The sequence below is a fragment of the Streptomyces sp. NPDC002817 genome (assembly GCF_053592055.1).
Map to the genome: position 1 here is coordinate 516,270 of NZ_JBSFUY010000002.1, position 26,395 is coordinate 542,664.

At 69.9% G+C, this 26,395-nt stretch carries 22 protein-coding genes, 1 tRNA gene, 1 pseudogene and 1 riboswitch; of the genes and pseudogenes, 18 read left to right on the forward strand and 6 right to left on the reverse strand.

The genetic code is table 11. The annotated features are described in order from the left end of the window. Window positions 1–444 precede the first annotated feature (444 nt). Window positions 445–921 carry a hypothetical protein gene (locus ACWD3I_RS05360; protein ID WP_365397477.1) on the forward strand — a complete coding sequence of 159 codons (477 nt, stop codon included), beginning with the start codon at window positions 445–447 and terminating at the stop codon, window positions 919–921. Between the two features lie 142 nt (window positions 922–1,063). Here ACWD3I_RS05360 and ACWD3I_RS05365 read toward each other — a convergent pair whose 3' ends face one another. Continuing rightward, complete coding sequence (locus ACWD3I_RS05365; RefSeq protein WP_365397474.1) at window positions 1,064–1,249, reverse strand: antitoxin; 186 nt, start codon at window positions 1,247–1,249, stop codon at window positions 1,064–1,066. Window positions 1,250–1,410: 161 nt separating this feature from the next. On the opposite strand from ACWD3I_RS05365, the gene ACWD3I_RS05370 reads away from it, so the two are divergent. Together ACWD3I_RS05370 and ACWD3I_RS05375 are read left to right on the forward strand one after the other, a co-directional pair. Beyond that, the gene (locus ACWD3I_RS05370; protein WP_365397471.1) at window positions 1,411–2,181 is read left to right on the forward strand and encodes an HNH endonuclease family protein; all 771 of its coding nucleotides are present in this window, start codon (window positions 1,411–1,413) and stop codon (window positions 2,179–2,181) included. 62 nt (window positions 2,182–2,243) lie between these two features. Next, a complete protein-coding gene (locus ACWD3I_RS05375) occupies window positions 2,244–2,993 on the forward strand; it encodes an N-acetyltransferase (RefSeq protein WP_365397468.1) in 750 nt (249 codons plus the stop codon). Window positions 2,994–2,999: 6 nt separating this feature from the next. On the opposite strand, the gene ACWD3I_RS05380 is transcribed toward ACWD3I_RS05375, so the two are convergent. Together ACWD3I_RS05380 and ACWD3I_RS05385 are read right to left on the reverse strand one after the other, a co-directional pair. Continuing rightward, entirely contained in the window at window positions 3,000–3,803 is an 804-nt protein-coding gene (locus ACWD3I_RS05380) for a LolA-like protein (RefSeq protein WP_365397465.1), read from the reverse strand. A gap of 134 nt (window positions 3,804–3,937) precedes the next feature. Continuing rightward, window positions 3,938–4,618: a hypothetical protein gene (locus ACWD3I_RS05385; RefSeq protein WP_365397462.1), complete on the reverse strand. Its 681-nt coding sequence runs from the start codon at window positions 4,616–4,618 to the stop codon at window positions 3,938–3,940. Window positions 4,619–4,847: 229 nt separating this feature from the next. On the opposite strand from ACWD3I_RS05385, the gene ACWD3I_RS05390 reads away from it, so the two are divergent. The 5 genes from ACWD3I_RS05390 to ACWD3I_RS05410 all read left to right on the forward strand — a co-directional run bounded on the left by ACWD3I_RS05390 (window position 4,848) and on the right by ACWD3I_RS05410 (window position 11,257). After that, window positions 4,848–6,944 carry an N-6 DNA methylase gene (locus ACWD3I_RS05390; RefSeq protein WP_365397459.1) on the forward strand — a complete coding sequence of 699 codons (2,097 nt, stop codon included), beginning with the start codon at window positions 4,848–4,850 and terminating at the stop codon, window positions 6,942–6,944. Window positions 6,945–7,159: 215 nt separating this feature from the next. Continuing rightward, window positions 7,160–7,801 (forward strand): hypothetical protein, encoded by a 642-nt coding sequence (locus ACWD3I_RS05395; protein WP_365397456.1) that lies wholly within the window; start codon window positions 7,160–7,162, stop codon window positions 7,799–7,801. 38 nt (window positions 7,802–7,839) lie between these two features. After that, entirely contained in the window at window positions 7,840–9,333 is a 1,494-nt protein-coding gene (locus ACWD3I_RS05400; protein WP_266899534.1) for a serine/threonine-protein kinase, read from the forward strand. Window positions 9,334–9,535: 202 nt separating this feature from the next. Further along, the gene (locus ACWD3I_RS05405; protein WP_365397453.1) at window positions 9,536–10,180 is read left to right on the forward strand and encodes a SurA N-terminal domain-containing protein; all 645 of its coding nucleotides are present in this window, start codon (window positions 9,536–9,538) and stop codon (window positions 10,178–10,180) included. An 87-nt stretch (window positions 10,181–10,267) separates the two neighbouring features. Then, on the forward strand, window positions 10,268–11,257 hold the full coding sequence (locus tag ACWD3I_RS05410; protein WP_365397450.1) for a nucleoside triphosphate pyrophosphohydrolase: 990 nt from the start codon (window positions 10,268–10,270) through the stop codon (window positions 11,255–11,257). 15 nt (window positions 11,258–11,272) lie between these two features. Here the strand turns inward: ACWD3I_RS05410 and ACWD3I_RS05415 are convergent, their stop codons facing one another. Beyond that, window positions 11,273–12,532, reverse strand: a complete 1,260-nt coding sequence (locus ACWD3I_RS05415; RefSeq protein WP_365397447.1) for a cytochrome P450 family protein — start codon at window positions 12,530–12,532, stop codon at window positions 11,273–11,275. Window positions 12,533–12,535: 3 nt separating this feature from the next. Between ACWD3I_RS05415 and ACWD3I_RS05420 the strand changes: the two genes are divergently transcribed. The 9 genes and pseudogenes from ACWD3I_RS05420 to ACWD3I_RS05460 all read left to right on the forward strand — a co-directional run bounded on the left by ACWD3I_RS05420 (window position 12,536) and on the right by ACWD3I_RS05460 (window position 22,325). Continuing rightward, window positions 12,536–13,177: a transposase gene (locus tag ACWD3I_RS05420; RefSeq protein WP_365397444.1), complete on the forward strand. Its 642-nt coding sequence runs from the start codon at window positions 12,536–12,538 to the stop codon at window positions 13,175–13,177. 125 nt (window positions 13,178–13,302) lie between these two features. Beyond that, a complete protein-coding gene (locus ACWD3I_RS05425) occupies window positions 13,303–14,226 on the forward strand; it encodes a transglycosylase family protein (RefSeq protein WP_365397441.1) in 924 nt (307 codons plus the stop codon). 204 nt (window positions 14,227–14,430) lie between these two features. After that, window positions 14,431–14,598: riboswitch (cyclic di-AMP (ydaO/yuaA leader) on the forward strand. A gap of 3 nt (window positions 14,599–14,601) precedes the next feature. Continuing rightward, window positions 14,602–15,288 (forward strand): transglycosylase family protein, encoded by a 687-nt coding sequence (locus ACWD3I_RS05430; RefSeq protein ID WP_365397438.1) that lies wholly within the window; start codon window positions 14,602–14,604, stop codon window positions 15,286–15,288. A 330-nt stretch (window positions 15,289–15,618) separates the two neighbouring features. Then, window positions 15,619–16,899, forward strand: coding sequence for a phosphopyruvate hydratase (eno, locus tag ACWD3I_RS05435; protein WP_266891431.1), 1,281 nt, complete (start codon window positions 15,619–15,621; stop codon window positions 16,897–16,899). Window positions 16,900–17,000: 101 nt separating this feature from the next. Then, on the forward strand, window positions 17,001–17,477 hold the full coding sequence (locus ACWD3I_RS05440; RefSeq protein ID WP_365397434.1) for an FtsB family cell division protein: 477 nt from the start codon (window positions 17,001–17,003) through the stop codon (window positions 17,475–17,477). A 45-nt stretch (window positions 17,478–17,522) separates the two neighbouring features. Beyond that, a pseudogene (locus ACWD3I_RS05445) lies at window positions 17,523–17,927 on the forward strand (DUF501 domain-containing protein); the annotation flags it as partial. A gap of 201 nt (window positions 17,928–18,128) precedes the next feature. Beyond that, window positions 18,129–19,085 carry a Ppx/GppA phosphatase family protein gene (locus ACWD3I_RS05450; RefSeq protein WP_365397554.1) on the forward strand — a complete coding sequence of 319 codons (957 nt, stop codon included), beginning with the start codon at window positions 18,129–18,131 and terminating at the stop codon, window positions 19,083–19,085. Window positions 19,086–19,505: 420 nt separating this feature from the next. Beyond that, window positions 19,506–20,888 carry an NAD(P)/FAD-dependent oxidoreductase gene (locus tag ACWD3I_RS05455; RefSeq protein WP_365397431.1) on the forward strand — a complete coding sequence of 461 codons (1,383 nt, stop codon included), beginning with the start codon at window positions 19,506–19,508 and terminating at the stop codon, window positions 20,886–20,888. Between the two features lie 147 nt (window positions 20,889–21,035). Further along, the gene (locus tag ACWD3I_RS05460) at window positions 21,036–22,325 is read left to right on the forward strand and encodes a cyclopropane-fatty-acyl-phospholipid synthase family protein (protein ID WP_365397428.1); all 1,290 of its coding nucleotides are present in this window, start codon (window positions 21,036–21,038) and stop codon (window positions 22,323–22,325) included. Window positions 22,326–22,378: 53 nt separating this feature from the next. On the opposite strand, the gene ACWD3I_RS05465 is transcribed toward ACWD3I_RS05460, so the two are convergent. Both ACWD3I_RS05465 and ACWD3I_RS05470 read right to left on the reverse strand, forming a co-directional pair. Next, window positions 22,379–24,907 carry an ABC transporter permease gene (locus ACWD3I_RS05465; protein WP_365397425.1) on the reverse strand — a complete coding sequence of 843 codons (2,529 nt, stop codon included), beginning with the start codon at window positions 24,905–24,907 and terminating at the stop codon, window positions 22,379–22,381. After that, window positions 24,907–25,677 (reverse strand): ABC transporter ATP-binding protein, encoded by a 771-nt coding sequence (locus ACWD3I_RS05470; protein ID WP_266891442.1) that lies wholly within the window; start codon window positions 25,675–25,677, stop codon window positions 24,907–24,909. The genes ACWD3I_RS05465 and ACWD3I_RS05470 overlap by 1 nt, the downstream gene beginning before the upstream one ends. Window positions 25,678–26,069: 392 nt before the next feature. On the opposite strand from ACWD3I_RS05470, the gene ACWD3I_RS05475 reads away from it, so the two are divergent. Next, window positions 26,070–26,152, forward strand: a tRNA-Leu gene (locus ACWD3I_RS05475). Window positions 26,153–26,395 lie beyond the last annotated feature (243 nt).

The following is a 26,395-nucleotide window of genomic DNA, read 5'->3' on the forward strand; positions in this document are numbered from 1 at the left end:
TGCTGGGCGGCCTGCGCTCTTTTTCCTCGAACGCAACCTGGGCGGCCCATGTGGCGGCCTCGTTGCAGGCGTACAGAGTCGCCTCAAGTGCTTCCGCCTGTAGGGGCGTTGGCAGCAGCTTCACCCGCACCACCAGCTTCATGAACACGACCCCAACCACCCGGACAAGCCCGCCGACTACGCGCGTAGGTATTCCGCTTGACCGGGTGATCCCTTGACCGCGCGTTCGCTTCACGGCCTTGTTCGGCTCCGCCGACGGCATTCCGGGCGCTCCGCGCCCGGTGGCACGACTCGGCCACGCTCCGCGTCGCAGTCCTGGGATGCGATTCCTCCCGGGCTAAAGGCCCGGGGTTCCTCGCAAGGTCACGCTGAACGGAGACCGGGGAGGCACGGGCCGCTGGGAAACCGCCTGCGTCCGGCGTGGGCTCGCGACAGCATGACGGCATGCCCGATCTGCTGTGGGACGACGTCAAGGAGTGCTTCGACCCGGACGCGACGGGGACGCTGCCGGACCTCCGCGTCCCGCACACCTCGGCCGACGACTGGCAGGCGCTCCTCGACCTCGTCGTGGAACGCGGCTGGAACCACGAGTACATGGAGGGCGCGACCGAGCTTCCGCTGCCGCGAGCCGCGGACGTACTGACCCGGCCGCTGGACGCGGAGTGCCCCCAACTCCGGGTCCGACCGGCGGAGGACATGCTCGCGATCTTCCGCTTCCTCGCGGACGAGGAGATCGACTTCGACATGGACCTGCGGGAGTTGCAGGGACAGGAGCGGCTGGACCTGTTCTGCGACTTCCTGCGGACGGTGGGCCGGCGGCTCGGCAAGTCGGTGTTCATGGACCCCGAGGGTGCCTGTGGTCATCCGTTCCTGAAGTTCGACGCCGGGCTGGGCAAGGTCGTGTTCCTGGGGGAGCGGTGAGGGTCGCCCGCAAACGCGAGGCCGTCCGCGGGAGTCGTGTTCTCCGTGGACGGCCTCGGTTGCAAGGTGGTTCAGGGGATCCCGACCGCCCGGGCGGTGCGCCCGGCAGGGATCTCGTGCTCCTCCGTGGGGTCTGCTGGCCTTACGGCTGTTCGGGCCTGTCGCGATCCATGCCCATCGCGCCTTCGATCTTCTGCTGCCCGTCGTCGACCTGGCTCTCGTACTTGTTGCCCGTCTTCTCGTTGACCTTCCGCTCCGCCGCGTCGGACATGTTCTTGGCCTTGTCCTGCGCCGTGCGGTTGCTCTTGAACCTGTCGAGGATGCCCATCCAGAGCTCCTTCCGGAGGTGACTCAGCAATGACGATACGCCCGAGTTGGGATGTATGCCCCTTGAAGCCCTATATGGCCTGGACCTCTCGGCCAGTACCGTGAGAGCAGGCACGATCGCTCGTGCGGGGTGGACCAAGAGAACAAGGGGAGGGACGCACCGTGACGCGTCTGAGGGGTGGGGCGGCGAGCGCCGCGGCGATGCTCGGCATGGTCGTACTGCTCGCCGGTTGCGAGGGCGTGGAACTGCCCGCGGACAGTGAGCCCTCCGGCTCCGGCCCGGCCGTGAGCTCGGGCCGCGCGGTGAGCCCGCTGGACAACCCGGACGGCACCGAGCCCGGCCTCGCGGCCATCACCGCGGACGCCGACAGAGCCAAGGCGCGCGCCCTGATCGAGAAGGTGGAGACCAAGGGCCGCGGCCCCAAGACGGGCTACGACCGGGACGAGTTCGGCTACGCCTGGATGGACTCCGCGCCCGGCGGCATCCCCTTCTCCCGCAACGGCTGCGACACCCGCAACGACCTCCTCCAGAGGGACGGCGAGGACATCCGCTTCCGCTCCGGTTCGGACTGCGTCGTCGTCTCCATGACCCTGGCCGACCCCTACACCGGCAAGGAGCTCGACTGGGTCAAGTCCCGTGCCACGGCGGTCCAGATCGACCATGTGATGCCGCTGTCGTACGACTGGCAGATGGGTGCCTCGCGCTGGGACAAGGGCAAGCGCGAGGACATCGCCAACGACCCGCTCAACCTCATACCGGTGGACGGCCCGACCAACGGCTCCAAGAGCGACTCGGGCCCCGCGTCCTGGCTGCCCCCGAACAAGCAGATCCGCTGCTCGTACGTGGTGCGCTTCGCACAGGTCTCGCTGAAGTACGAGCTCCCTGTGACGAAGGCCGACAAGGAGATGATGCTGCGGCAGTGCGGGGGCTGACCCGGCTGTCAGGGCCGGAAAAGCGGTTCCCGGCCGTGGTACCGCCCGCCTACCGTGACCGCATGGAACTGAAGGCGTCGAGTCTCGCCGAACGCCCCGACGACCACGGGCGCGTGGTCGCGATGGCCGACAGCTGGCCGGAGTTCGTCACCAGGGACCTGGTGGGTGACCAACACTACGGCCGGATCGCCAGGGAGTTCCCGGCGTATGTGCTGTTCGCCGAGGACGAGCGGGGCGAGGTCGTCGCCACGGGGTTCAGCGTGCCCTTCGCCCTCGACACCGAGGGCCGGGGCGAACTGCCAGCCCGGGGCTGGGACGAAGTGCTCCTGTGGGCCTTCGCCGACCTGCGCCGCGGCGTCCGGCCCGACACCGTCAGCGCGATCGCCATCAACGTCCGGCCCGACGCCCAGGGCAAGGGCCTGTCCGGCCGCATGCTGTCGGTGATGCGCGACAACGCCCGCGCGCACGGCTTCAACGAGGTCGTCGCCCCCGTCCGACCCAGCGCCAAACACCTCGAACCGCACACCCCCATCGAGGAGTACGCCCACCGGGTACGCCCCGACGGGCTCCCGCACGACCCCTGGCTGCGCGTCCACGCCCGGGCCGGCGCCACCATCCACTCCGTGTCGCCGGCCTCCATGACGGTGGCCGGTTCGCTGGAGCAGTGGCGCCGCTGGACGGGGCTGCCCTTCGACACCCGGGGCGACATCGAGGTGCCCGGGGCGCTGGTGCCGGTGCGGTGCGAGCCGGAGCGGGGGTACGCGGTGTATGTCGAGCCCAATGTGTGGATGCGGCATCCGTTGCAGCCGTAGGGCGGTTCAGGCGCCCAGGGCGTCGAGGTCGAGGATCTCGCCGCTGGGCTTCTGCGCGGGGACGGGCTTGTCGTACTCGCTGAAGGTCAGGGTGCCCGGGTCGCTCGCCGAGGCGCTGTCGACCCGCAGCAGATACGGCTTGCCCTCGGTGGCGACGTAGAGGGTGTAGCGCTCCTTGCCGTCCCGCTCGTGCAGCACGATCGCGGGCGTGCCGTCCACGGTGGTCGTCTTGGAGCGTGACGCGTCCGAGTTCACGTCGTCGGCGTCGCCGAGCACCGTGTCCAGGTCGCAGAAGCCCGCGATGTCCTTGGCGTCCTCGCCCTTCGCGGACATCTTGGTCCACTTGCCGGCCAGCAGCGCCACGGCCGCGTCCACGTCCGACTTCTTCTCGCCCTTGCTCTGGGCGCGCAGGAAGGCCTCGTCGTACTTCATGTAGACGGTGTCGCCGACCTTGATCAGATCGGCCTTGCCCTGGCCGCCCACGCTCATCGTGCCGGCGCATTCGCCCTGCTTGTTCAGGGCCATGTCGATCTCGATGGTGCCCGCGGACCCGTCGTCGGGGACGTCCCCCTTCATCCGCAGCGACGAGGCGCCGGTCGTGGCCTCGACGGCCCGGTCGGCGATCTCGCCGCCGGTCAGTCCGGCGAACGGCTCCTTCGCCTTGCTTGGACTGCTCGACGGGCTGGAGCTGCGGGCTTTGCCGTCCGCCTTGTCCTTCCCGGACCGGCCGGACTGGTCCGACTGGCAGCCGGTGAGCGCGAGGGCGGTCGTGGCGGTGAGGCAGAGGGCGGCAAGTGCGGTTCGACGCATGGGAATTCCTCGGTGGTGTCGCGGGGTGTGGTGAGCGGGTGCGGCGAGATGCGCGGCGTGCGGAAAGGGAGCGCGGTCCGGCGGGTACTGCCGTGGGTCGGCCCCGCCGGACCGCGCCGTACGGTGGGCCGGCGTCAGCCGGTCTTCTTCCAGTCCGTGCAGCCGGACGTCTTGAAGTAGGTGTCCGAGGCGCTGATCGTGACGACGGCCGAGCCGGTCACGTTGTCGTTCGCGATGATCGAGTCGAGGCCGTGCTCAGCGTCCTTGGTGCGCTCCCAGTAGCACATGTCGTCCTTGTTGCCGGTGGACCTGTAGGTGCCGGGGGCGATGTCGGCGCCGACTGCGAACATGCCGCCGTCGCCGGCCATCCTGGCCGCGGGGGAGCCCTTCGCCTTGGTGTCGACGGCCTCCCAGTCGTTGCAGTCGCTCGACTTGAAGAGCTTGTCGGAGGCCTTGACGGTCACGTAACTGGTGCCGGTGACATTGTCGTTGGCGAGCAGGGAGTCCATCTCGCCGGAGGAGTCCTTGGCGCGCTCCCAGTAGCACATGCCGTCGTCGTTGCCGGTGGTGCGGTAGGTGCCGGGCTTGATGTCCGAGCCGACCTGGAAGTCGCCGTCCCCCTCGAACGCGATCTTCTTCTCCTCGGCCGCCTGCGCCGCCTCCTTCTGGCCGCCGGGCTTCGCCTGTGCGGACGCCGAAGAGCCCTTGTCGCTGCTGGTGGAGTCGCTGCTGTCGTCGCCGGAGTTCGCCGACACGGCACCGATGACGACGATCCCCACGACGGCCCCCAGCGCGACCTTGCCCTTCATGCCCATGACTGTGTCCCCTCCAACACGGTGACAGCCGCCGATCGGCTGCCGTTCGTTCGCTGGGTCAATAAGACCAGAGCGTGTGAACCGAGTCAACACGGTTCACGGAATGTTTGAGTACACGGGCGTGAATGGGTAGATCTTGCGCACACCGCTATGCTCGGCGTCACACGCGGAGCGCAGACAGATGCGGGGACGCGCGGGGCCACGCAGCACGACGAGGGGAGCCGGGCCGGTGCAGGACAACGCCACAGAGGTGACCGCCGCCGGGATCGCCCGGCTCGCCGGCGTCGGCCGCGCCGCCGTGAGCAACTGGCGCCGCCGCCACGCCGACTTCCCCAAGCCGGTCGGCGGCACCGAGACCAGCCCGTCCTTCGCCCTCGCCGAGGTCGAGACCTGGCTGCGTGACCAGGGAAAACTCGCCGAGGTCCCGCTGCGTGAACGCGTCTGGCAGCAGCTCTCCGGCCACCCCGAGGGCCCCGTCACCGCACTCACCCACGCCGGCTGCGTCCTGCTGCTCATCCACGACCGCCCCACCGTCTGGCTGGACGCGAGCGCGGGCTCCGACGCACGTCTGGCCGCGATGCTGCCGGGAGTGCTGGAGGAGGTACTGGCACCACGGTTCGGTGCTGCGGCGGCTGTGAACACCTCGGACACCGTGAACAGCCCCGGCGTTGTGAACACCCCACCCTCAGTGAGCCCCCGCGCTGCCGTTCACGCCCCCCTCGGCCCCGAACTCCTCCCCTCCGTCCCCCTGCTGCGCGGGGCCGCCGAACTCGCGGCGGAGCTGGGCGCCCGACAGACCTTCGAGTTCCTGCTCGGCCGGCACCTCGACGCCAACCCGCGCCAGTACACGCTCACCCCCGCCGACCTCGCCGGCCTCATGGCCGACCTCGCGGGCCCCGCCCGCACCGTCCTCGACCCGGCCTGCGGCACCGGCGCCCTGCTGCGCGCCGTCACCGCCCGCGCCGACCAGGAGCTGTACGCCCAGGACAGCGCCCCCGAGCTAGCCGGCCTGACCGCACTCCGGCTCGCCCTGCACACCCGCGCCGGCGTGCACGGCGCCACCGGCGACACCTTGCGCGCCGACGCCCACCCCGAGCTGCGTGCCGACGCCGTCCTGTGCCACCCGCCGTTCAACGAGCGCAACTGGGGGCATGACGAACTCGCCTACGACCCCCGCTGGGAGTACGGCTTCCCGGCCCGCACCGAGTCCGAGCTGGCCTGGGTGCAGCACGCGCTCGCCCGCCTCAAGGACGGCGGTACCGCCGTACTCCTCATGCCGCCCGCCGCCGCCTCCCGCCGCTCGGGTCGCCGTATCCGCGCCGACCTGCTGCGCCGGGGTGCGCTGCGCGCGGTCGTCGCCCTGCCGGTCGGCGCGGCACCCCCGTACAACATCCCGCTCCATCTGTGGGTGCTGCGCCGCCCCGAGAAGGCGCCGGCCCAGCCCGAGGTGCTGCTCGCCGACACCGGCCAGTTCGCCACCGAGGGGCGCGGAGGCCCCGACTGGCGGGTCGTGCGGGAAGCGGTGCTCGACGCCTGGCGCGCCTTCGACCGCGCGGGCACCTTCCAGGAACGCCCCGGCCTCGCGCGCTCCCTGCCCGTCATCGATCTTCTCGACGACGACGTGGACCTCGCCCCGGCCCGCCACCTCCCGCCCGCGACAGCGGCCGACGGCGCGGAGGCGCTCACGGCCGTGCGCGAGCGCCTCGGTGAGACCCTGCGCCTGACCACCGACCTCACCCCGCCGCCCGCCGACACCGCACAGCCCGCACGCTGGCCGCTCACCACCGTCGGCGAACTCGCGCGCGGGGGCGCCCTGGTGATGCGCACCGGCGGAATCGGCGGCCACGCGCGCGTGCCCGTCCTCACCGACCACGACGTCATCGCCGGCACCGCCCCCTCCGGCTCGCTCCCCGAGAGCGACGAGGAGGCCGTGCTGGTCGAGCCGGGCGACGTCGTCGTGCCGGTCCTCGGCGGCGGCTCGATGGCGCGCGTGATCGACGACGCGAGCGGGGGCGCCGCCCTGGGGCGCAGTCTCGTACTCCTGCGTCCCGATCCCACGGCGCTCGACCCCTGGTTCCTCGCCGGCTTCCTGCGCGGCACCGCCAACAACCGGCAGGCCAGCAGCTACGCCTCCACCGCGACCCGCCTGGACGTGCGCCGTCTGCAACTGCCCCGGCTCCCGCTCGACGAACAACGGCGCTACGGCGCGCGCTTCCGCGCACTCGACGAGTTCGAGCGGGCGCTACGGCACGCGGGCCGGCTCGGGAACCAGCTCGTGCGCGGGATGTACGACGGCCTCACCGACGGCACGGTCGCACCCGACTGACGTCCCGGTGGCGCCCGACAGTTGCGGAATCCGACCCTCCGGCCGCCTCCGCCGTGACCTGCGCCGCCGTACGACGTGATCAGCACGACAACGGTTCGGTACAACCCTGGACCGCATGTCGTTGTCGGCCTATACGCTCGAAGCGACAATCGCAGGAACGGGGTTGCCGGGCGTCGGCCGCCCACGTATGCCCACCTCAGGCACCAGGAGCTGTCATGCATGGCCACGGCTACACGCAGCCGGTGAAGCAGCCGCCCCATCCGGCGTTGCTGGTCTTCCTGCGCGTGCTGTTCGTGGTGCTCGGGATCTTCAGCGTCGGCCTGCTGGCCTGGGCGATGCTGCTGCGTCTGGCGCTCGTGACGCGCAGGGGGCTCGACTGGGTCCTGTTCGTGGCCTCGTTCGTCGCGATCGTCACCGGACTGGTGCTGCTCGGCATCGAGGGCGGCGAGGAGATCCACACCGCGGGCGGCTGGACCGGCCTGATCCTGCTCCTGGGCACACTCATCGCCGCGATCTCGTACTACCTCTCCGCGGACATCCGCCACTTCCACCAGCTCCGCTACGCGGCGTACGGCCCGCAGCCCGCCCCGGCACCGGTGTACGGCTACCCGCAGCCCCAGTCCCCGTACACCGCGACGACCCAGCCGCAGACGCCCGCGCCGATCCCGCAGAGCCCGCTGCCGCCCCCGCCCGCACCCCGCGACGCGGTGCCCCACGCACCCGTGCCCCCCGCGCAGCCGCCCCAGCGCCCCGCGCCCGCCCGCATCGACCAGGTGCGCGCAGAGCTCGACGAACTGAGCGACTACCTGCGCCGGCAGGACGGGAACCCCAACGGCGGCTATGAGGGCGGAAGGTGACCGTGACGACGGGACGTGTCGTCGCAGGCCGCTATGAACTGTCCACGCTCATCGGACAGGGCGGCATGGGACAGGTCTGGACGGCCTACGACCAACGGCTCGACCGGCGCGTGGCGGTGAAACTGCTGCGCCCCGACAAGGTGGCCGGGCAGGAGGCCGACGAGCTGCGCCGCCGGTTCGTACGCGAATGCCGGGTGACCGCACAGGTCGACCACCCCGGACTCGTCACCGTGCACGACGCGGGCAGCGAGGGCGAGGAGCTGTTCCTCGTCATGCAGTACGTCGACGGCGCGGACCTCTCCGACCACCTCGCCGAGCACGACCCCTACCCCTGGCAGTGGGCCGTCGCGGTCGCCGCGCAACTCTGCGCCGTGCTGAGCGCCGTGCACGCCGTACCGATCGTCCACCGCGACCTCAAGCCGCGCAACGTGATGGTGAAGCAGGACGGTACCGTCACCGTCCTCGACCTCGGCGTCGCCTCCGTCATGGACGCCGACACCACCCGCCTCACCCACACCGGCACCCCCATCGGCTCGCCCGCCTACATGGCGCCCGAGCAGGCCATGGGCGGCGCGGTCGGCCCCTACACCGACCTGTACGCACTCGGCGTACTGCTCCACGAACTCCTCAGCGGCGACGTCCCGTTCTCCGGCTCCACGGCGCTCGGCGTGCTGCACCGCCACCTCTACGAGCCCCCGCTCCCCGTGCGCCGTCTGCGCCCCGAAGTCCCCGAGGCGCTCGAGGCGCTCGTCCTGCGCCTGCTCGCCAAGGACCCGCAGCACCGGCCCGCCAGCGCGCAGGAGGTGTACGAACACCTGTCGCTGCTCCTGCCCGCGCGCGGGACCCCCACAGGGGCACCCCTCGACCCCACGCGCCCCTTCCTTCGCCCGCACGCCCCCTGGCCGGACCGCGCCCGCACCCCCGCGCCCCAGCCGGCGCCCGCCACGCCGCACGCGCCCCCCGCCGAGAAACCCGACGTCGCCCGCGCCGTCGACGAGGTCAAGCGCCTCCTCGGCGAAGGCCGCATCACCCAGGCCGTCGACATCCTCGGCGCGATCCTGCCCGCGGCGGCGGAACAGCACGGCGAGCACTCCCCGGTCGTACGCACCCTGCGCAAGCAGTACGCCGCCACGCTCATGGACGACGGTCAGTACCGGCGCGCGCTGCCCGAACTGCGCCGCCTCGCCGACGAACGCGCCGCCGAGGCCGGCCAGGCCGACACCCAGTCGCTGCGCTTCCGCTACGAGGCCGCCCAGTGCCTGGAACAGCTCGGCGAACCCGCTGCGGCGCTGGCCGAGTACCGTGCGCTGCTGCCGTACTACGAGAACCAGTACGTGGCCGGCGACCCCGAGCTCGCCCACGACGTCCGCCGCCGCATCGGCCACCTCCTGCTCGCCCTCGGCGACCGCGCCGCCGCCCACGACACACTGGCCCGCCTCGTGCACGACGTGGAACGCCTGCACGGCCCCGGCCACCCCCTCGCGGTGGAGGTCCGACGCACCCTGGAGTGGCTGGGGCAGGTACGCGGCTGAGTACGCCGCCGCACGTGCCGCGACGAGCCGCCGAACCCCAGCCGACCTCGCCCGACCCGCTCAGCGTCCCCGCCAGAGTGCGTCGGTGCCCGAAGTCCTGGTGAATCGTTGGTCGAATGGGTTGGCCAGAGCTTGTCCACTGCCTAACATCGATCACCGCAAGACTTTGTGCACCGTCGCACAATCTCCTCGGGAGGCTTCCTTGCACCGCCGCCGTCGCACCGCGCTCCTCCTCTCCGCCGCGATCGTCGCGGCGCCCCTCCTCACCGCATGCGGAAACGACGCGCATCCCGGTGCGGCAGCCGTAGTCGGCGGCCAGCGGATCACCGTCGCCCAGCTGGAGACCAGGGTGAACGAGGTGCGCGAGGCACAGCGCGCCGCGGTGCCGGACGAGGCGCAGTACGCGCAGGCCATCGCCAAGACCGGCACCCTCAGCCGGGACACCCTGCACAGCATGGTCCTCGACCAGGTCCTGCACCGCGCGGCGCAGGACGCCGGGGTGACGGTCACGCGCAAGGAGATCCAGGACATGCGCACCGGCCTGGAACAGCAGGCCGGCGGCGCCAAGGCCCTGGAGACGGCCTGGCTCCAGCGCTACGGCATCGCCCCCGAGCGTCTCGACGAGAACCTCCGCCTCCAGCTCGAGGCCCAGAAACTCGCCGCCGTCCTCGGCACCGACACCGGCAAGGCCGACTTCTGGGAGGCCCTGGCCAAGGCGTCCAAGAAACTCGACATCGACCTCAACCCCCGCTACGGCACCTGGGACGACGCGAAGAGCAGCCGCGTCGACGCGAAGACGCCCTGGGTCCGGGAGGTCACGGCGACGGGGACACAGGAGACGGCGTAACGCCATCGCCGGCCGTACGATCCCACCCCACCCCGGGCCTGTGGACAAGTGATCGGCTCTGTCGGCGGTGTGGGTTAGCTTCGAGCTGTGAACACCACCAGCCCCGAATCCGCCCCGGCCGCCGCCCCCGGCCGCATCGTCCTGCTGACCACCAGCCACCGTGTCGCCCCCGGCCTGCTGTCCTGGCCCGCCTGGCAGGCGCTGCACGACGCCGGCCGTGTGCTCTGCGCGGACGGTGCGCACCCGCAGCTGCCGTATCTGCGCGAGGCAGGGATACAGGTCGACGAGGCATCCCCGACCGCGGAGGAACTGGTCGAGGCGTGCGCGGGCGGCCACACCGTGGTCGTGGTCGCGACGGGTGAGGGCGAGCCCCAGCTCACCGACGGCCTCGCCCGCCTCGCCGGCTCGGGCCGCGTGTCCATGCCCGACCTGGAGCTCCTCCCCGCCTCCTACGACCTCCCGGGCGCCCGCCTCCTCGACCTCGTCCAGGTCATGGACCGCATCCGCGCCGAGTGCCCCTGGTCCTCCCAGCAGACCCACAAGGGCCTCGCGAAGTACGGCATCGAGGAGGCCTACGAACTCGTCGAGGCCATCGAGGAGGGCGACCGCGACGAACTCCGCGAGGAACTCGGCGACGTCCTCCTCCAGGTCGTCTTCCACGCCCGCATCGCGGAGGAGGACCCGGACACCCCCTTCTCCGTCGACGACGTGGCGGGCGGCATCGTCACCAAGCTCATCCACCGCCACCCCCACGTCTTCGGCGACGAGACCGCGACGACCCCCGAGGAGGTGAAGGAGCACTGGCTGCGCACGAAGGCCATAGAGAAACAACGTGAATCGGTGACGGACGGCATCCCCCTCGGCCAGCCGGGCCTGGCGCTCGCCGCCAAGCTGGCGTCGCGTGCCCGTACGGCAGGCCTGGAGGTCTCGCTGCCGACGGGCGAGGGCATGGGGTACGAACTGCTCGCCATGGCGGTGAGCGCCGAGGCGGCGGGCGTGGATCCGGAGGCGGCACTGCGGAGCGCGGCACGGGCGTACCGGGACGCGGTGCTGGAGGCGGAGGGAAACGGCGGCTAGGTCGCCGGGACGAGATCAGACGGGCGGATGGTCGGCTCGGACGGGGGTGAACCGTACGGGGAGGTCACGAAGTCCACGCATGATGAGTCCGCCTCGCCAGCGCAGGTCGGCGGGGTCGGCGGCGAGCTCGAGATCCGGCAGGCGGCGCAGCAGGGTCTCCAGGGCCGTACGGCCCTCGAGGCGGGCCAGGGGCGCACCGAGGCAGTAGTGGATGCCGTGGCCGTACCCGAGGTGCTGGTTGTCACCGCGGGACAGGTCGAGCGAGTCCGGAGCGGCGAACCGGGCCGGGTCGCGGTCCGCGGCGGCAAGCACGACCAGCACCGGGTCGCCGACGGCGATGGGCTGCCCGCCGATGACGAGGGGCTCGGTGGCGTAGCGCCAGGTGGCCAGCTCCACGGGGCCGTCGTAGCGGAGTAGCTCCTCGACACCGGTGTCGAGGAGCTCGGTCTCGCCGCGCTCGATCGAATCCTGGAGCCGGGCGCGCTGGTCGGGGTTGCGCAGGAGCGCGTACGTGCCGTTGCCGATGAGGTTGATGGTGGTCTCGAAACCTGCGAACAAAAGCACGAAGCACATCGCGGCAGCTTCGTTCTCGGTGAGGTGCTCGCCATGGTCTGAGGCTCGGATGAGGTCCGAGATCAGGTCGTCGCCGAGGTCGCTGCGCTTGCGGTGGATGAGCTCGGCGAGGTAGCCGCGGATCTTCTTGACGGAGCGGGCGACACCACCTCGTGGGCCCCCTCCGTGCCGGATCATCATGCCCGCCCAGTCGCGGAAGTCGTCCTGGTCCTCGCGAGGGACGCCGAGCAGATCGCAGATCGCGTAGATCGGCAGGGGGAAGGCGAAGTCGTGGATGAGGTCGGCCTGGCCCTGGGGTGCGAACCGGTCGATGAGATCGTCCGTCAACTCCTGCACCCGCGGCTCGAATTCGGCCACCCGACGCGGGGTGAACGCCTTGGAGACGAGACGGCGCAGCCGGGTGTGGTCCGGAGGGTCGATGTTGAGCAGATGCGTCATGAGATTGGCGCTGCGTTCGCCGGGGATACCGGTCCGGCTCTTGCCCTGAGCGTCCCCCGCATGGTGGTCGGGGTTCTTCGAGAGGCGCTGGTCCGCGAGCGCTTGGCGCGCATCGGCATAGCGGGTCACCAGCCACGCCTCGACGCCGCTGGGGAGTTTCGTCCAGTGGACGGGGGAGTGCTCGCGCAGCCAGGCGTAAGCCGGGTACGGGTCGGAAGCGAACTCCCAGGTGAAGAGTTCGGGGCCGGTGTTCGAGGCGTTCACGTGATGACCGTATCCGCAGCCGCAGGGAGTGTGCGCGGCCGCCGGTACGCACGGGTCGAAGGGGCCGCGACACGCGCGATGACCGAACTGGCCGCTGTTCCCGGCCTCGACCAGTCGGTGGAGGACGCCGCGGTGCGCCAACTCTCAGAAGACGTGCGGAGCGCAAGGCAGGGGGGAGTGATCGGCCTTCTGGACATCACGGTGAAGCCGCTCGGAGAGGTGCGGAAGCGTTCCGGGGTCAAGTGCAGGGTGACGCAGCGGCATGAGAGGACCGGGACGCCCGTCCCTGCCGAGGTACCGGAGCAGGCCTGGCCTGTCGTCGAGGAACTGATGACGGCCTACTTCCGGCGTCGCCGGTTCGCGCGCGGCGCGGTGGACGTCCGGACGCAGGTGAACGGGATTCTGCACCGACTCCGTACGGGCTGCCTCTGGGACGGGCTTCCCGCACGCTTCGGCCCGTGGGCGCTTGCCAAGGACCGACAGAACGCCTGGTTCAAGAAGGGCTTCTGGTCCGTCCTCATGAGCCACTTGAACTCCTGGGGGCAGAGCTCACCGGTCCGGCGTGAACTCCTCGTCCCATCACTGCGTGTCACAGCGGGAGTTGTGCTGGAACCGGCCAAACATGACACGCCCTCAAGTCTGTGATCTTCACGTGATCTACGCGGCATTAACTTGTGACAAGTGTTCGACTGCCGATACGTTCACGCATCAGCGCGGCGACTGTCTCCACCCGCCGCGCCGGTCACTGTTGTCTCGCGAAAGGCCTCCGCATGCTCACCGGGAACGGTCGTCACCGTCGCCCCCGCCAGGCTCCGGCACTCCTCGTCGCGGCCGGAGTGACCGGCTCCGCCATCGCGATCCCGCTTCTCGGCGCCACCGGCGCGAGCGCGGCCGACGGGAACACCTGGGACCAGGTCGCCAAGTGCGAGACCGACGGTTCCTGGAGCGCGAACAAGGGCGACGGCTACTACGGCGGGCTGAAGCTGTCCCAGGAGAACTGGGAGAAGTACGGCGGCCTCGACTACGCCACGAGCCCCGACCTCGCCAGCCGCAACCAGCAGATAGCCGTCGCCGAGAAGGTCCTCGCGGACCAGGGCGTCGGCGTCTGGGGCACCTGCGGTCTGCTGAACGGGCTGAGTAAGGACTCGGCTTCGGAAGACGTCGACACCGGCGTCGAGAGCGGCACCCCGTCGGCATCCGAAGAGTCGGGTTCATCCGAATCATCCGATTCGTCCGCCTCATCCGGGCTGTCCAACTCCTCCGGATCGTCCGACTCGTCGACCGAGTCCTCCGCCGACCCGACCTCCTCACCCTCGGCGTCCACCGAAGCGGACAACTCTTCCAAGTCGGACACCTCTGACCCCGGTGCCGGAAACTCACAGCCGTCCGACAGTCCATCCACGGCACCGGCAAAGAGTGATGAATCGGACAACTCCTGGCAAGAAGGCGGCTCTTCGGCTCTCGTCGACACCGGCGCCCTCTCCGCCACCAAGGAGAGCACCGGTCGGCACCGCGGCGCGAGCGCCGACGAGGGCTCGTACACCGTCCGCGTCGGCGACACGCTCGCCTCCATCGCCGACTCCCTTGACGTCGACGGCGGATGGCGCCGGCTCTACACCGAGAACAGGCAGGTCATCGGCGCCGACCCGAGCAGTATCGAGCCCGGTCAGACCCTCGTACTCGGTAGCGAATAGGGCGAAAACCCCAGAGAAATGCCGGGAGTTCGCGCCACACTTCACATCAAATGTCCGGTTTGGTGAAAGTGTGGGATGAGTCTCAGAAGCCCTGATCGTCTTTGAAATTCCCCGGATTCCCTGTCTACGGTCAACACCGCTCGTCACCGCGAGCCCCGGCTGCCGCAACGCCGAATCCTGCCAGCGGCCGTACGGGAACAGTCGTCGCGTCAAGCGCCGTAGGCAGGAGCGGGGGACCCAAGGTAAGTGCCGGGCCCAGCGGTTCACGCTGGTCCGGCTTGGGGTGAAGCCGCGCATCGAGAGATGCGCGGCCGGGCAACTCAACCGGCCCGAACCCGACAGCTCACCTCGCAGGCGTCGGTGAGGGGATCCACCATGCTGTTTTCCGGTAAGGGCAAGCATCGTCGTCCGTCCAAGGCCACCCGCGCCGCCGCGCTCGCCGGCGTCACCGGTGTCGCCATAGCCGCCCCGCTGATGGCGGCCGGCAACGCCTCCGCCGCCACCGCCTCCGAGTGGGACGCCGTCGCCCAGTGCGAGTCGGGCGGCAACTGGGCCATCAGTACCGGCAACGGCTACTACGGCGGTCTGCAGTTCTCCGCCTCCACCTGGGCCGCGTACGGCGGCACGTCGTACGCCGCGCAGGCCAACCAGGCCACCAAGGCGCAGCAGATCGAGATCGCCGAGAAGGTCCTCGCGGGCCAGGGCAAGGGTGCCTGGCCGTCCTGCGGCGTCGGCCTGTCCAGCGCGAGCTACAACGGCAGCGGCTCGTCGGGCAGCGGCTCTTCCAGCGACAGCGGCTCCGACAGCAGCACCCGCTCCTCCGAGCAGCAGGCCTCCCGCTCCTCCGAGCGCCCGGCAGCCAAGAAGACCGTCACCACCCCGACCGGCAAGAAGGTCAAGAAGGGCGACGGCGAGTACAAGGTCGTCAAGGGTGACACCCTCAGCTCCATCGCCGAGGAGCACGACGTCAAGGGCGGCTGGCAGAAGCTGTTCAAGCTGAACAAGGACATCATCAGCGACGCCGACTTCATCTACCCGGGTCAGCAGCTGCACCTCAAGTAAGGGCCGCGGCACTCAAGCAGGACCCAGCTGAACCACAGTGCCCTCACATCCGTGGTCCTCATACTGAAGGCCTCGTGAGGGTCCCCCCGTCCCCACGGGCTCCCCGCTCCGGTGCGTGTTCCCCCGTACGCACCGGGGCGGGGCTTTTTTCTGCGCCGGTTTCTGCCAGGTTTCCGAAAGCGTCTTTGTTCCGTTCGGAAACAATTTACTCTCGGTTCTGTCCACGGGGCGGTCCGCACGGTGGCCGATCGCCCGGAGCCGGTTAGGCTCGTCTCGCAGAACACACCGCGGTCCCGGCGGACCGTGTCACATCCCAAGAAGGAGATGCTCGTGCCGTCCATCGACGTCGTCGTAGCCCGGGAAATCCTGGACTCCCGAGGCAACCCCACGGTCGAGGTCGAGGTCGGCCTCGACGACGGCAGCACGGGTCGTGCCGCCGTTCCGTCCGGCGCCTCCACGGGTGCCTTCGAGGCCATCGAGCTCCGCGACGGTGACCCCAACCGCTACCTGGGCAAGGGTGTCGAGAAGGCCGTCCTCGCCGTCATCGAGCAGATCGGCCCGGAGCTCGTCGGCTACGACGCCACCGAGCAGCGCCTGATCGACCAGGCCATGTTCGACCTGGACGCCACCGACAACAAGGGCTCGCTCGGCGCCAACGCCATCCTCGGCGTCTCCCTCGCCGTCGCCCACGCCGCCTCCGAGGCCAGCGACCTCCCGCTCTTCCGCTACCTGGGCGGCCCGAACGCGCACCTGCTGCCCGTTCCGATGATGAACATCCTGAACGGCGGCTCGCACGCCGACTCCAACGTGGACATCCAGGAGTTCATGATCGCCCCGATCGGCGCGGAGTCCTTCTCCGAGGCGCTGCGCTGGGGCGCCGAGGTCTACCACACCCTCAAGAAGGTGCTGAAGACCAAGGGCCTGTCCACCGGCCTCGGCGACGAGGGCGGCTTCGCCCCGAACCTGGAGTCCAACCGCGCCGCCCTCGACCTCATCATCGAGGCCATCAAGCAGGCCGGTTACGTCCCCGGCGAGCAGATCGCGCTCGCGCTCGACGTCGCCGCGTCCGAGTTCTACAAGGACGGCAAGTACGAGTTCGAGGGCAAGTCCCGCTCGGCCGCCGAGATGACCGAGTACTACGAGGAGCTCGTCTCCGCGTACCCGCTCGTCTCCATCGAGGACCCGCTGTACGAGGACGACTGGGCCGGCTGGAACACCATCACCGCGAAGATCGGTGACAAGGTCCAGATCGTCGGCGACGACCTGTTCGTCACCAACCCCGAGCGCCTGGCCCGCGGCATCGAGGAGGGCTCCGCGAACGCCCTGCTCGTCAAGGTGAACCAGATCGGCTCGCTGACCGAGACCCTGGACGCCGTCGAGATGGCCCAGCGCAACGGCTTCAAGTGCATGATGTCCCACCGCTCCGGCGAGACCGAGGACGTCACCATCGCCGACCTCGCCGTCGCGGTGAACTGCGGTCAGATCAAGACCGGCGCCCCGGCCCGCTCGGACCGCGTCGCCAAGTACAACCAGCTGCTGCGCATCGAGGAGATCCTCGACGACGCCGCGGTGTACGCCGGCCGCTCGGCGTTCCCCCGCTTCAAGGGCTGACCCCGGCAGGGCTAAGCCTTAGCCAGTCGTACGTACGTCCCCGCACCGGTCCCGTACCGTGTGCGGGGACGTACGCGCGTGTGTGAAGGAGGGGCTGGGACATGGCCGTCAAGGACCGGGACCGGTTCTCCACCGCGACCAGGATCCGGTTGCTCGGCGAGCAGACCGCGGCCCGGGTCTACCGTTCCCAGACCAAGCGGCAGGCCCGCCGCTCCCGGCTGACCGGCCGGGCGGCACTGCTCGCGCTGGTCCTGTGCTCGCTGATCGTCGCGCTCGCCTATCCGATAAGGCAGTACGTCTCCCAGCGCGCCGAGATCGCGGACCTCCAGCAGCAGCAGGAACAGGCCCGGCAGCGGGTCGAGCAGCTGCGGGACCAGAAGGCGCGCTGGCAGGACGACGCCTACGCCGAGCAGCGGATTCGCGAGCGGCTCCACTACGTGATGCCGGGGGAGACGGGATTCATCGTCGTCGACCCGGGCGCGGCGCGGCAGTCGCGGGCCGACATGGGGGCGGCCGACCGCCCCTGGTACTCCAACGTCTGGGACGGGGTCGACAAGTCCGACGCCTCCGACCAGTGAACCGACCTTTTCCGCAGTCAGACAGCAGAGAGACTTTCGTACGGCATGGAAACGCCCCCGCCGACCACTGAGCGCACCGAGCCCACCGACGCCGACGTCGAGGCCTTCAAGCAGCAGCTCGGACGTCCGCCGCGCGGCCTGCGCGCGATCGCGCACCGCTGTCCGTGCGGCCAGCCGGACGTGGTGGAGACGGCCCCCCGGCTCCCCGACGGCACGCCCTTCCCGACGACGTACTACCTGACGTGCCCGCGTGCCGCCTCGGCGATCGGCACGCTGGAGGCGAACGGCGTCATGAAGGAGATGACGGAGCGGCTCCAGAGCGACCCGGAGCTCGCCGCCGCCTACCGTGCCGCGCACGAGGACTACATCGCGCGCCGTGACGCCATCGAGGTCCTGGAGGGCTTCCCCAGCGCGGGTGGCATGCCGGACCGGGTGAAGTGTCTGCATGTGCTGGTGGGGCACTCCCTGGCCGCGGGGCCCGGCGTGAACCCGCTGGGCGACGAGGCGATCGAGATGCTGCCGGAGTGGTGGCGCAAGGGTCCGTGCGTGCAGCCGCTCGTGGCTCCCGACCCGGCGGACGAGCTGCCGGGCGAGGAGGGCGTGGTCTCCGATCCCGCCGGGGCCCGCAGCGGCTCCTTCGCGTACGCCCCGCTGGTCCCCGAGGGTTTCAGCCGGGTCGCGGCCGTCGACTGCGGTACGAACTCCATCCGGCTCCTCGTCGCGGACGTCAACCCCGCCACCGGAGAGCTGCTGGAGCTGGACCGGCGGATGACGATCGTGCGGCTCGGCCAGGACGTGGACCGGACCGGCCGGCTGGCCCCGGAGGCGCTGGAGCGGACGTTCGCGGCCTGCCGGGAGTACGCGGACGTGATCCGTGAACTGGGCGCCGGCAAGGTGCGGTTCGTCGCCACCTCCGCCTCCCGGGACGCCTCGAACCGGGACGAGTTCGTCCAGGGTGTCGTCGGCATCCTCGGTGTCGAGCCCGAGGTCATCTCCGGTGAGCGGGAGGCGGAGTTCTCCTTCACGGGCGCCACCAAGGAGCTGACCGGTCACGACGGGTTCGCCGAGCCGTATCTCGTCGTGGACATCGGCGGCGGTTCGACGGAGTTCGTGGTCGGGGACGACCGGGTGCGCGCCGCCCGTTCCGTCGACATCGGCTGTGTGCGGATGACCGAGCGGCATCTCGTCCAGGACGGGGCGGTCGGCGACCCGCCGTCCGAGGCGCAGATCGCCGCCGTCCGTGCCGACATCGAGGCCGCCCTCGACCTCGCCGAGGAGTCCGTGCCGCTGCGCGACGCGCGCACGCTGGTGGGGCTCGCCGGGTCCGTCACCACCGTGTCGGCGATCGCGCAGGAGCTGCCCGAGTACGACTCGGTCCGCATCCATCACTCCCGGGTCTCCCGCGAGCGGGTCCGCGAGATCACCGAGTGGCTGCTGCGCTCCACGCACGCCGAGCGCGCGGCCGTGCCCTCCATGCATCCCGGGCGCTTGGACGTCATCGCCGCGGGGGCTCTCGTACTGCTCTCGATCATGGAGCGGATCGGGGCCGAGGAGGTCGTCGTGAGCGAGCACGACATCCTCGACGGCATCGCGTGGTCGATCACGTAGCCCTCTGCTGAGCAGGAAGAACAACGTATGAGCACGCCTGAGGGGCCCTTCGGGGCCCCTCTGTCGTGTGCCGTCGGAAAAGTTCGTGAAGTTCTTCACAAGGAAATCGGTCCCGTTGGGCGATGAATGTGGCCCGGTTGACCCTTCCGGGGCCCCAACACCCCTGTGAACACGTTCAAAACGGCGGGATGGGGACCCTCTGCGAGGGTGTTGCGCGAGATCGTTTCGAAGGTCTCACGAAGGCTCCGAAAGCCCGGAGAGGCAGCTCACGCGGCATTGACAACGGTCGGCACTGCACGCCGGTTCCGGGTCCACGCCATGACCTGGATCACGCGAGCCGCGGAGGATAACACACACCCCGTCGGAGCTTGTGAAGGGGCGCACGAGCGACCCCCCAGGGGCGGGTGGATACTCGATGGCATGAGCACCACGGAGCGTCCCAGGATCCTCGTAGTAGGCGGTGGGTACGTAGGCCTGTACGCAGCTCGGCGCATTCTCAAGAAGATGCGCTACGGCGAGGCGACCGTCACGGTCGTCGACCCCCGGTCGTACATGACCTACCAGCCCTTCCTCCCCGAAACCGCCGCCGGCAACATCTCCCCTCGCCATGTCGTCGTCCCGCTGCGACGCGTGCTGCCCAAGGCGGAGGTGCTCACCGGCCGGGTCACCACCATCGATCAGGACCGCAAGGTCGCCACGATCGCCCCGCTGGTCGGCGAGGCGTACGAGCTGCCCTTCGACTACCTGGTCATCGCGCTCGGCGCGGTCTCCCGCACCTTCCCGATCCCCGGCCTCGCCGAGCAGGGCATCGGTATGAAGGGCGTCGAGGAGGCCATCGGCCTGCGCAACCACGTCCTCGAGCAGCTCGACAAGGCCGACTCCACCACCGACGAGGAGATCCGCCGCAAGGCGCTCACCTTCGTCTTCATCGGCGGCGGCTTCGCCGGTGCGGAGACCATCGGTGAGGTCGAGGACCTGGCCCGCGACGCGGCCAAGTACTACAAGACGGTGTCCCGCGAGGACATGCGCTTCATCCTGGTCGACGCCGCGGACAAGATCCTGCCCGAGGTCGGCCCCAAGCTCGGCCAGTACGGCAAGGAGCACCTGGAGAGCCGCGGTGTGGAGATCTACCTCTCCACCTCGATGGACTCCTGCGTCGACGGCCACGTGGTGCTGAAGAACGGCCTGGAAGTCGACTCCAACACCGTCGTGTGGACCGCCGGCGTCAAGCCGAACCCGGTCCTGTCGCGCTACGGCCTCCCGCTCGGCCCCCGCGGCCACGTGGACACCGCCCCGACCCTCCAGGTCCAGGGCACCGACTACATCTGGGCCGCCGGCGACAACGCCCAGGTCCCGGACGTCGCCGCCCGCAAGGCCGGCGTCGAGAACGCCTGGTGCCCGCCGAACGCCCAGCACGCGCTGCGTCAGGCCAAGGTCCTCGGCGACAACGTGGTCTCCGGCATGCGGGGCTTCCCGCAGAAGGAGTACGCGCACTCCAACAAGGGTGCGGTGGCCGGTCTCGGCCTCCACAAGGGCGTCGCGATGATCGTCATGGGCAAGGTGAAGATCAAGGTCAAGGGCCGTCTCGCCTGGTACATGCACCGTGGCTACCACGGTCTGGCGATGCCGACCTGGAACCGCAAGGTCCGCGTCTTCGCCGACTGGACCCTCGGCATGTTCCTCAAGCGCGAGGTCGTCTCCCTCGGCGCGATGGAGCACCCGCGCGAGGAGTTCTACGAGGCCGCGAAGCCCGTGCCGGCAGCCGCGAAGCCGGAGCAGAAGACCGAGGCGAAGGCCTCCTGACCCGCTCCGGTCACTGAACAACCACCCGAAGGACCTCCCGCCATCCGTGGTGCGGGAGGTCCTTCGGCGTTCCTGGGATTGCGTCCCGGCCTGTCGTTGTTTAAGCAGGTGGACAAAAGCGGGATCCTCGTCACGGAGGTGTGCGCCATGTCCGATGCCGCCCTGCGGCTGAAGAACCTCTTGGAACGACTACTGGGAGTCCCCCTCCCGGTGTGTATCCGCGCCTGGGACGGGTCCCAGGCGGGCCCGCCGGGCGCCCCCGTGCTGGTCGTGCGCAATCGCCGGGCCGTCCGGCGGCTGCTGTTCAAGCCCGGCGAGCTCGGCCTCGCGCGCGCCTGGGTCGCCGGAGACCTCGACATCGACGGCGACCTCTACACCGCCCTCGGCCTCATCTCGGGCCTCGTCTGGGAGCGCGACGAGGGCTCCAGGAGCCTCTCCGAGGCGCTGCGCGACCCCGGCGTACGGGCCGCCGTGCGCGGCCTCGTGAAGCTCGGCGGAGTCCCGCTGCCGCCCGCCCCGCCCCGCGAGGAGGTCCGCCGCCGCGGCCACCTCCACACCAAGCGCACCGACAGACGCGCCGTCAGCCACCACTACGACGTCGGCAACGACTTCTACGAGATCGTCCTCGGCCCGTCGATGGTCTACTCGTGCGCCTACTGGGAGTCCCCCCGCGCCACACTCGAAGCCGCCCAGCGCGACAAGCTCGAACTCGTGTGCCGCAAGCTCGGCCTGACACCCGGTCAGCGGCTCCTCGACGTCGGCTGCGGCTGGGGATCGATGGCCGTCCACGCCGCCCGCGAGCACGGCGCGAGCGTCGTCGGCGTCACCCTCTCCCAGGAACAGGCCTCCTACGCCCGTAAGCGCGTCGCCGACGAGGGACTCACCGACCGGGTCGAGATCCGCGTCCAGGACTACCGCGACGTCACCGACGGGCCCTACGACGCGATCGCCTCCATCGGCATGGCCGAACACGTCGGCGCCGACCGGTACTTGGAGTACGCCCGGGACCTGTACGCCCTCCTGAAGCCCGGCGGACGGCTCCTCAACCACCAGATCGCCCGCCGCCCGGAGCGCGACGGAACCACCTACCGGGTCGACGAGTTCATCGACGCCTACGTCTTCCCCGACGGCGAACTCGCCCCCCTCGGCACCACCGTCACCCAACTGGAGCGCGCCGGACTGGAGGTGCGTGACATCGAGTCGATGCGCGAGCACTACGGCCTCACCCTGCGCCGCTGGGTCGCGAACCTGGAGGCCGACCGGCCCCGTGCCCAGCGGATCGCGGGCCCCGGCCGGGCCCGGGTCTGGCTCCTCTACATGGCGGCCTGCGCCCTGGCCTTCGAATGCAACCGCATCGGCGTCAACCAGGTCCTGGCCGTCCGGCCACCGGAGTCCGGCACGTCCGGGCTGCCGCTGCGGGCACGCACCTGGAACTGAACAGACGGAAGGGGCCCGCCGCTCGCACGCGACGGGCCCCGAACGCCGTACGGCTATTCCGACTTGATGGCCGTCAGCATGTTCAGCCGGGACGCGCGCCGGGCCGGCCACAGGGCCGCCAGGACGCCGACCGCCGCCGCCAGCAGCAGGAAGAGACCCATCCTGGTCCACGGCAGGACCAGTTCGTACGTCGCCATCTTGGTGCCCAGCAGCTCGCCGGCCGCCCAGCCGAAGAAGACGCCCAGGCCGATGCCGAGCACCCCGCCGAACAGGGAGATCACCAGGGACTCCAGGCGGACCATCCGCTTGATGCCCTTGCGGTCCAGGCCGATCGCGCGGAGCATGCCGATCTCCTGGGACCGCTCGAAGACCGACATGGCCAGGGTGTTGATGACACCGAGGACCGCGACGATCACCGCCATGGCGAGCAGGCCGTAGAGCATGTTCAGCATCAGGGTGAACATCTGCGCGATGTCGTCGGACAGGTCCTGCTTGCTCTGGACCTTGATGGCCGGGTTGGTACCGAGGGCCTTCTCCAGCTTGTCCTTCGTCGCGCTCGTCGCGCCGTCGGACGTCTTCACCATGACCATCATGTCGGCGGTGTCCGACAGATGCGGGGTGAGCGTGGCGTTGTCGAGGAGGAGGCCGCTGAAGAACTCGTTGCCCTCGTAGACCCCGGCGACCGTCAGCTTCTGCTTCCTGCCGTCCTCGTAGGCGACCGTGAAGCTCGAACCGGCCTTCCAGCCACGCTGCTCGGCACGATCGGAGTCCACGACGACCTGTGTGCCGCCCACCTTGAAGGCGCCGTCGTCGACCTTGAGATCGGTGAGCTTGCCGAACGAGGCTCCGTTGACGCCGGTCAGGAACTCCGTCTCGCCACCGATGCGGGAGGGGGAGTTGCGCATCGGGCTGATCTCGGTGACGTCATCGACCCGGGTCAGCTCCTTCGCGACGTCCGGCGAGAGCTCGTTGCCGTTCGCCATCGACACGACGTAGTCCGCGCGGATCGCCGACGACGCCATCTTGTCGATCGACTTCTGCAGACTGCCCGCCATCACCGTCATACCGGTGATGAGGGTCAGGCCGATCATCAGCGCGGAGGCGGTGGCAGCGGTACGACGGGGGTTGCGGACCGAGTTCTGCCGGGCCAGCTTGCCGGCCGTGCCGAAGATGCGCAGGACGGGCGCGGCGGCCGCGATCAGCGGGCGGGACAGCAGCGGGGTCAGGATGAACACACCGATGATCAGCAGGACCGCGCCGAGGCCCATCGGGGCCTGACCGTCCGAGCCCTCCATCGTGGTGGCCGCCAGGACGACCGCGACGCCGGCGCCGCTGAAGAGGGCGCCCAGGGTGTTGCGCAGCACCAGCGACTTGGTGGTGGCCTGCGCGTGCACGCTGCTCATGGCGGCGACCGGCGGGATCTTCGCGGCCCGGCGGCCCGGCAGCCACGCCGCCAGCATGGTGATGAGGACACCGACCGCGAGGGCGGTGGCGATCGTGCCGCCGGAGACGATCAGCGGGCCGCCGGGGACGGTGGCGCCCAGGGTGCCCATCAGTGACCGGAGCCCGGCGCCGATGCCGATGCCCGCGATCAGACCGGTCACCCCGGCGACCGTGCCGACCACGAACGCCTCGACCAGCACCGACCGCGTGACCTGTCGGCGCGAGGCGCCGACGGCCCGCAGCAGCGCGAGTTCCTTGGTGCGCTGGGCGACCAGCATGGTGAAGGTGTTGGCGATGATGAATGTGCCGACGAAGAGCGCGATGCCCGCGAAGACCAGCAGCCCCTGCTTCAGCCCGGCCATCGACGAGGAGATCATCTCGGCCTGGTCGTCGGCGAGTTGACGCCCCGTCGTGGTCTCCACGAGGTTCATCGGCAGCGCCTTGTCGAGGGCGGCCTTCAGCGCGGTCTGGGAGGTGCCGGAGGCGGCCTTCACGTCGATCTGGTCGTACGTGCCGGTCTTGCCGAACAGCGTCTGCGCGGTCGCCGTGTCGAACAGGGCGAGGCTGCCGCCGGCGGCGACATTGCCGTCGTCGGTGGTGAAGATGCCGGTGATCCTCGGCTCGAGGACCGGCCCGTCGACGGAGATCCGCACCGTGTCGCCGACCTTGTAGCCGGCGCGCTCGGCGGTCTCGGAGTCGATGGCGACCTGGTTCCTGCCCTGCGGTGCCGCACCTTCCTTCAGCGGGTACCGCGGGTCCTTGTCCCCCCAGTAGTTCCCGCCCTGCGACTGGAAGCCGCCGCCGATGAGCTTGCCGTCCTTGTCGGCGATGGCGGTGAAGCCGTTGACGACACCGATGGTCGAGGCGGCCCCGTCGACCTTCGCGCTCGTGTCGAGCAGTGCCTGGGTGAGTTCGGGGGTCTTGCCGACCTTGTCGCCCTTGCTCTCCTGGTAGTTGGGCTGCACGGCCACGTCAACCTGGTCGAAGCCCTTGGCCGAGCTGTTCTGGTAGGCGTTCGAGATGGTGTTGGTGAAGACCAGCGTCCCGGACACGAAGGCCACGCCGAGCATCACGGCGAGCACCGTCATGAGCAGCCGGGCCTTGTGCGCGAGGACGTTGCGCAGGGCGGTGCGGAACATCAGGAGGTACGGCCCTTCGCGTCGAACTGCTTCATGAAGTCGAGGACCGAGTCCGCGGTCGGCTGGTACATCTCGTCCACGATCCGCCCGTCGGCGAGGAAGACGACCCGGTCCGCGTACGCGGCGGCCACCGGGTCATGGGTCACCATCACCACGGTCTGCCCCAACTCCCGTACGGAGTTGCGGAGAAAGCCCAGCACCTCGGCGCCGGAGCGCGAGTCGAGGTTTCCGGTGGGCTCGTCGCCGAAGATGATGTCGGGCCTGGAGGCGAGGGCACGGGCGACGGCGACGCGCTGCTGCTGACCGCCGGAGAGCTGGGAGGGGCGGTGGGAGAGCCGGTCCTTCAGCCCCACCATCTGGATCACCGAGTCCAGCCACTGCTTGTCCGGCTTACGGCCCGCGATGTCCATGGGGAGCGTGATGTTCTCCAGCGCGGTCAGCGTCGGCAGCAGGTTGAACGCCTGGAAGATGAAGCCGATCTTGTCCCGGCGGAGCTTGGTGAGCTGCTTGTCCTTGAGGGAGCCCAGCTCGATGTCGCCGATGCGTACGGACCCGGAGGAGAACGTGTCCAGTCCGGCCACGCAGTGCATCAGCGTGGACTTGCCGGACCCCGACGGGCCCATGATCGCGGTGAACTCGGCCTGCCGGAAGTCGACGGAGACCCGGTCGAGGGCGACCACCTGGGTCTCGCCCTGTCCGTAGATCTTCGACAGATCCGTGGCGCGAGCGGCCACGGTGGTGGCTCGGCCGGCGATGGGAGTGGTGGTCACGGGTGGGCGCTCCTGACGGGACGACGACATGTTCGGGGGACGTGAACCATCGTCTCGGCACCTCGCCGCCGTGTAGTCAGCCGCTGTTCCGGTTCCGGGGGGCGACTTCCGGTTGACCGCGCCCGGCGGTCTCATACCTGGGGATGACGGGGGCCCCTGAGGGCGGGCCGCGTCGAGAACAGGTGGAGCCCCCTCGTTCGGGCGGTGAAATTCCGTCATTCCGCATGCGCGGTCCGTCGTCACGCGTAAGGCTATTGGCAAGTGCGGATGGCCCGTTCCACGGGCTGATGCACCCTCAGACGTCAATAAAATAAGACAACATCGGTCCGCCCGTCCGCTGTTCGGGGGATGTATCCCGATAGGCTCGAACCTCGACGCGGAGCCCATGGCCTGCCCGGATGGTGGAATGCAGACACGGCGAGCTTAAACCTCGCTGCCCCTCGCGGGCGTACCGGTTCAAGTCCGGTTCCGGGCACCTCCGACCTTTTCAGAACCCGTAGGCAGACACCGCTTCCCACGGGGTCCTTCCTTCAGACCCTGGCTCCCGAGCCGAGCTGACGCCGTGGCGGCCACTGGCCGGACCACCGCGAACCCACCCGGGCGTTCTGCCCCGCACCGACCGTTGACACAGGGCGCTGCCCGGCGCAGACTCGCGAGAGCAATTTGGTGAAGGAAATTTCACTATACGAACCATGTGAGCCACGCGAACAGCGGCAAT

Coding starts and splice junctions, on each gene's coding strand:
- ACWD3I_RS05465 (WP_365397425.1), bottom strand. CDS start 24,907: ATGTTCCGCACCGCCCTGCGCAACGTCCTCGCGCACAAGGCCCGGCTG.
- ACWD3I_RS05380 (WP_365397465.1), bottom strand. CDS start 3,803: ATGCGTCGAACCGCACTTGCCGCCCTCTGCCTCACCGCCACGACCGCC.
- ACWD3I_RS05365 (WP_365397474.1), bottom strand. CDS start 1,249: ATGGGCATCCTCGACAGGTTCAAGAGCAACCGCACGGCGCAGGACAAG.
- ACWD3I_RS05375 (WP_365397468.1), top strand. CDS start 2,244: ATGGAACTGAAGGCGTCGAGTCTCGCCGAACGCCCCGACGACCACGGG.
- ACWD3I_RS05455 (WP_365397431.1), top strand. CDS start 19,506: ATGAGCACCACGGAGCGTCCCAGGATCCTCGTAGTAGGCGGTGGGTAC.
- ACWD3I_RS05430 (WP_365397438.1), top strand. CDS start 14,602: ATGCTGTTTTCCGGTAAGGGCAAGCATCGTCGTCCGTCCAAGGCCACC.
- ACWD3I_RS05460 (WP_365397428.1), top strand. CDS start 21,036: ATGTCCGATGCCGCCCTGCGGCTGAAGAACCTCTTGGAACGACTACTG.
- ACWD3I_RS05425 (WP_365397441.1), top strand. CDS start 13,303: ATGCTCACCGGGAACGGTCGTCACCGTCGCCCCCGCCAGGCTCCGGCA.
- ACWD3I_RS05360 (WP_365397477.1), top strand. CDS start 445: ATGCCCGATCTGCTGTGGGACGACGTCAAGGAGTGCTTCGACCCGGAC.
- ACWD3I_RS05440 (WP_365397434.1), top strand. CDS start 17,001: ATGGCCGTCAAGGACCGGGACCGGTTCTCCACCGCGACCAGGATCCGG.
- ACWD3I_RS05395 (WP_365397456.1), top strand. CDS start 7,160: ATGCATGGCCACGGCTACACGCAGCCGGTGAAGCAGCCGCCCCATCCG.
- ACWD3I_RS05420 (WP_365397444.1), top strand. CDS start 12,536: ATGACCGTATCCGCAGCCGCAGGGAGTGTGCGCGGCCGCCGGTACGCA.
- ACWD3I_RS05385 (WP_365397462.1), bottom strand. CDS start 4,618: ATGGGCATGAAGGGCAAGGTCGCGCTGGGGGCCGTCGTGGGGATCGTC.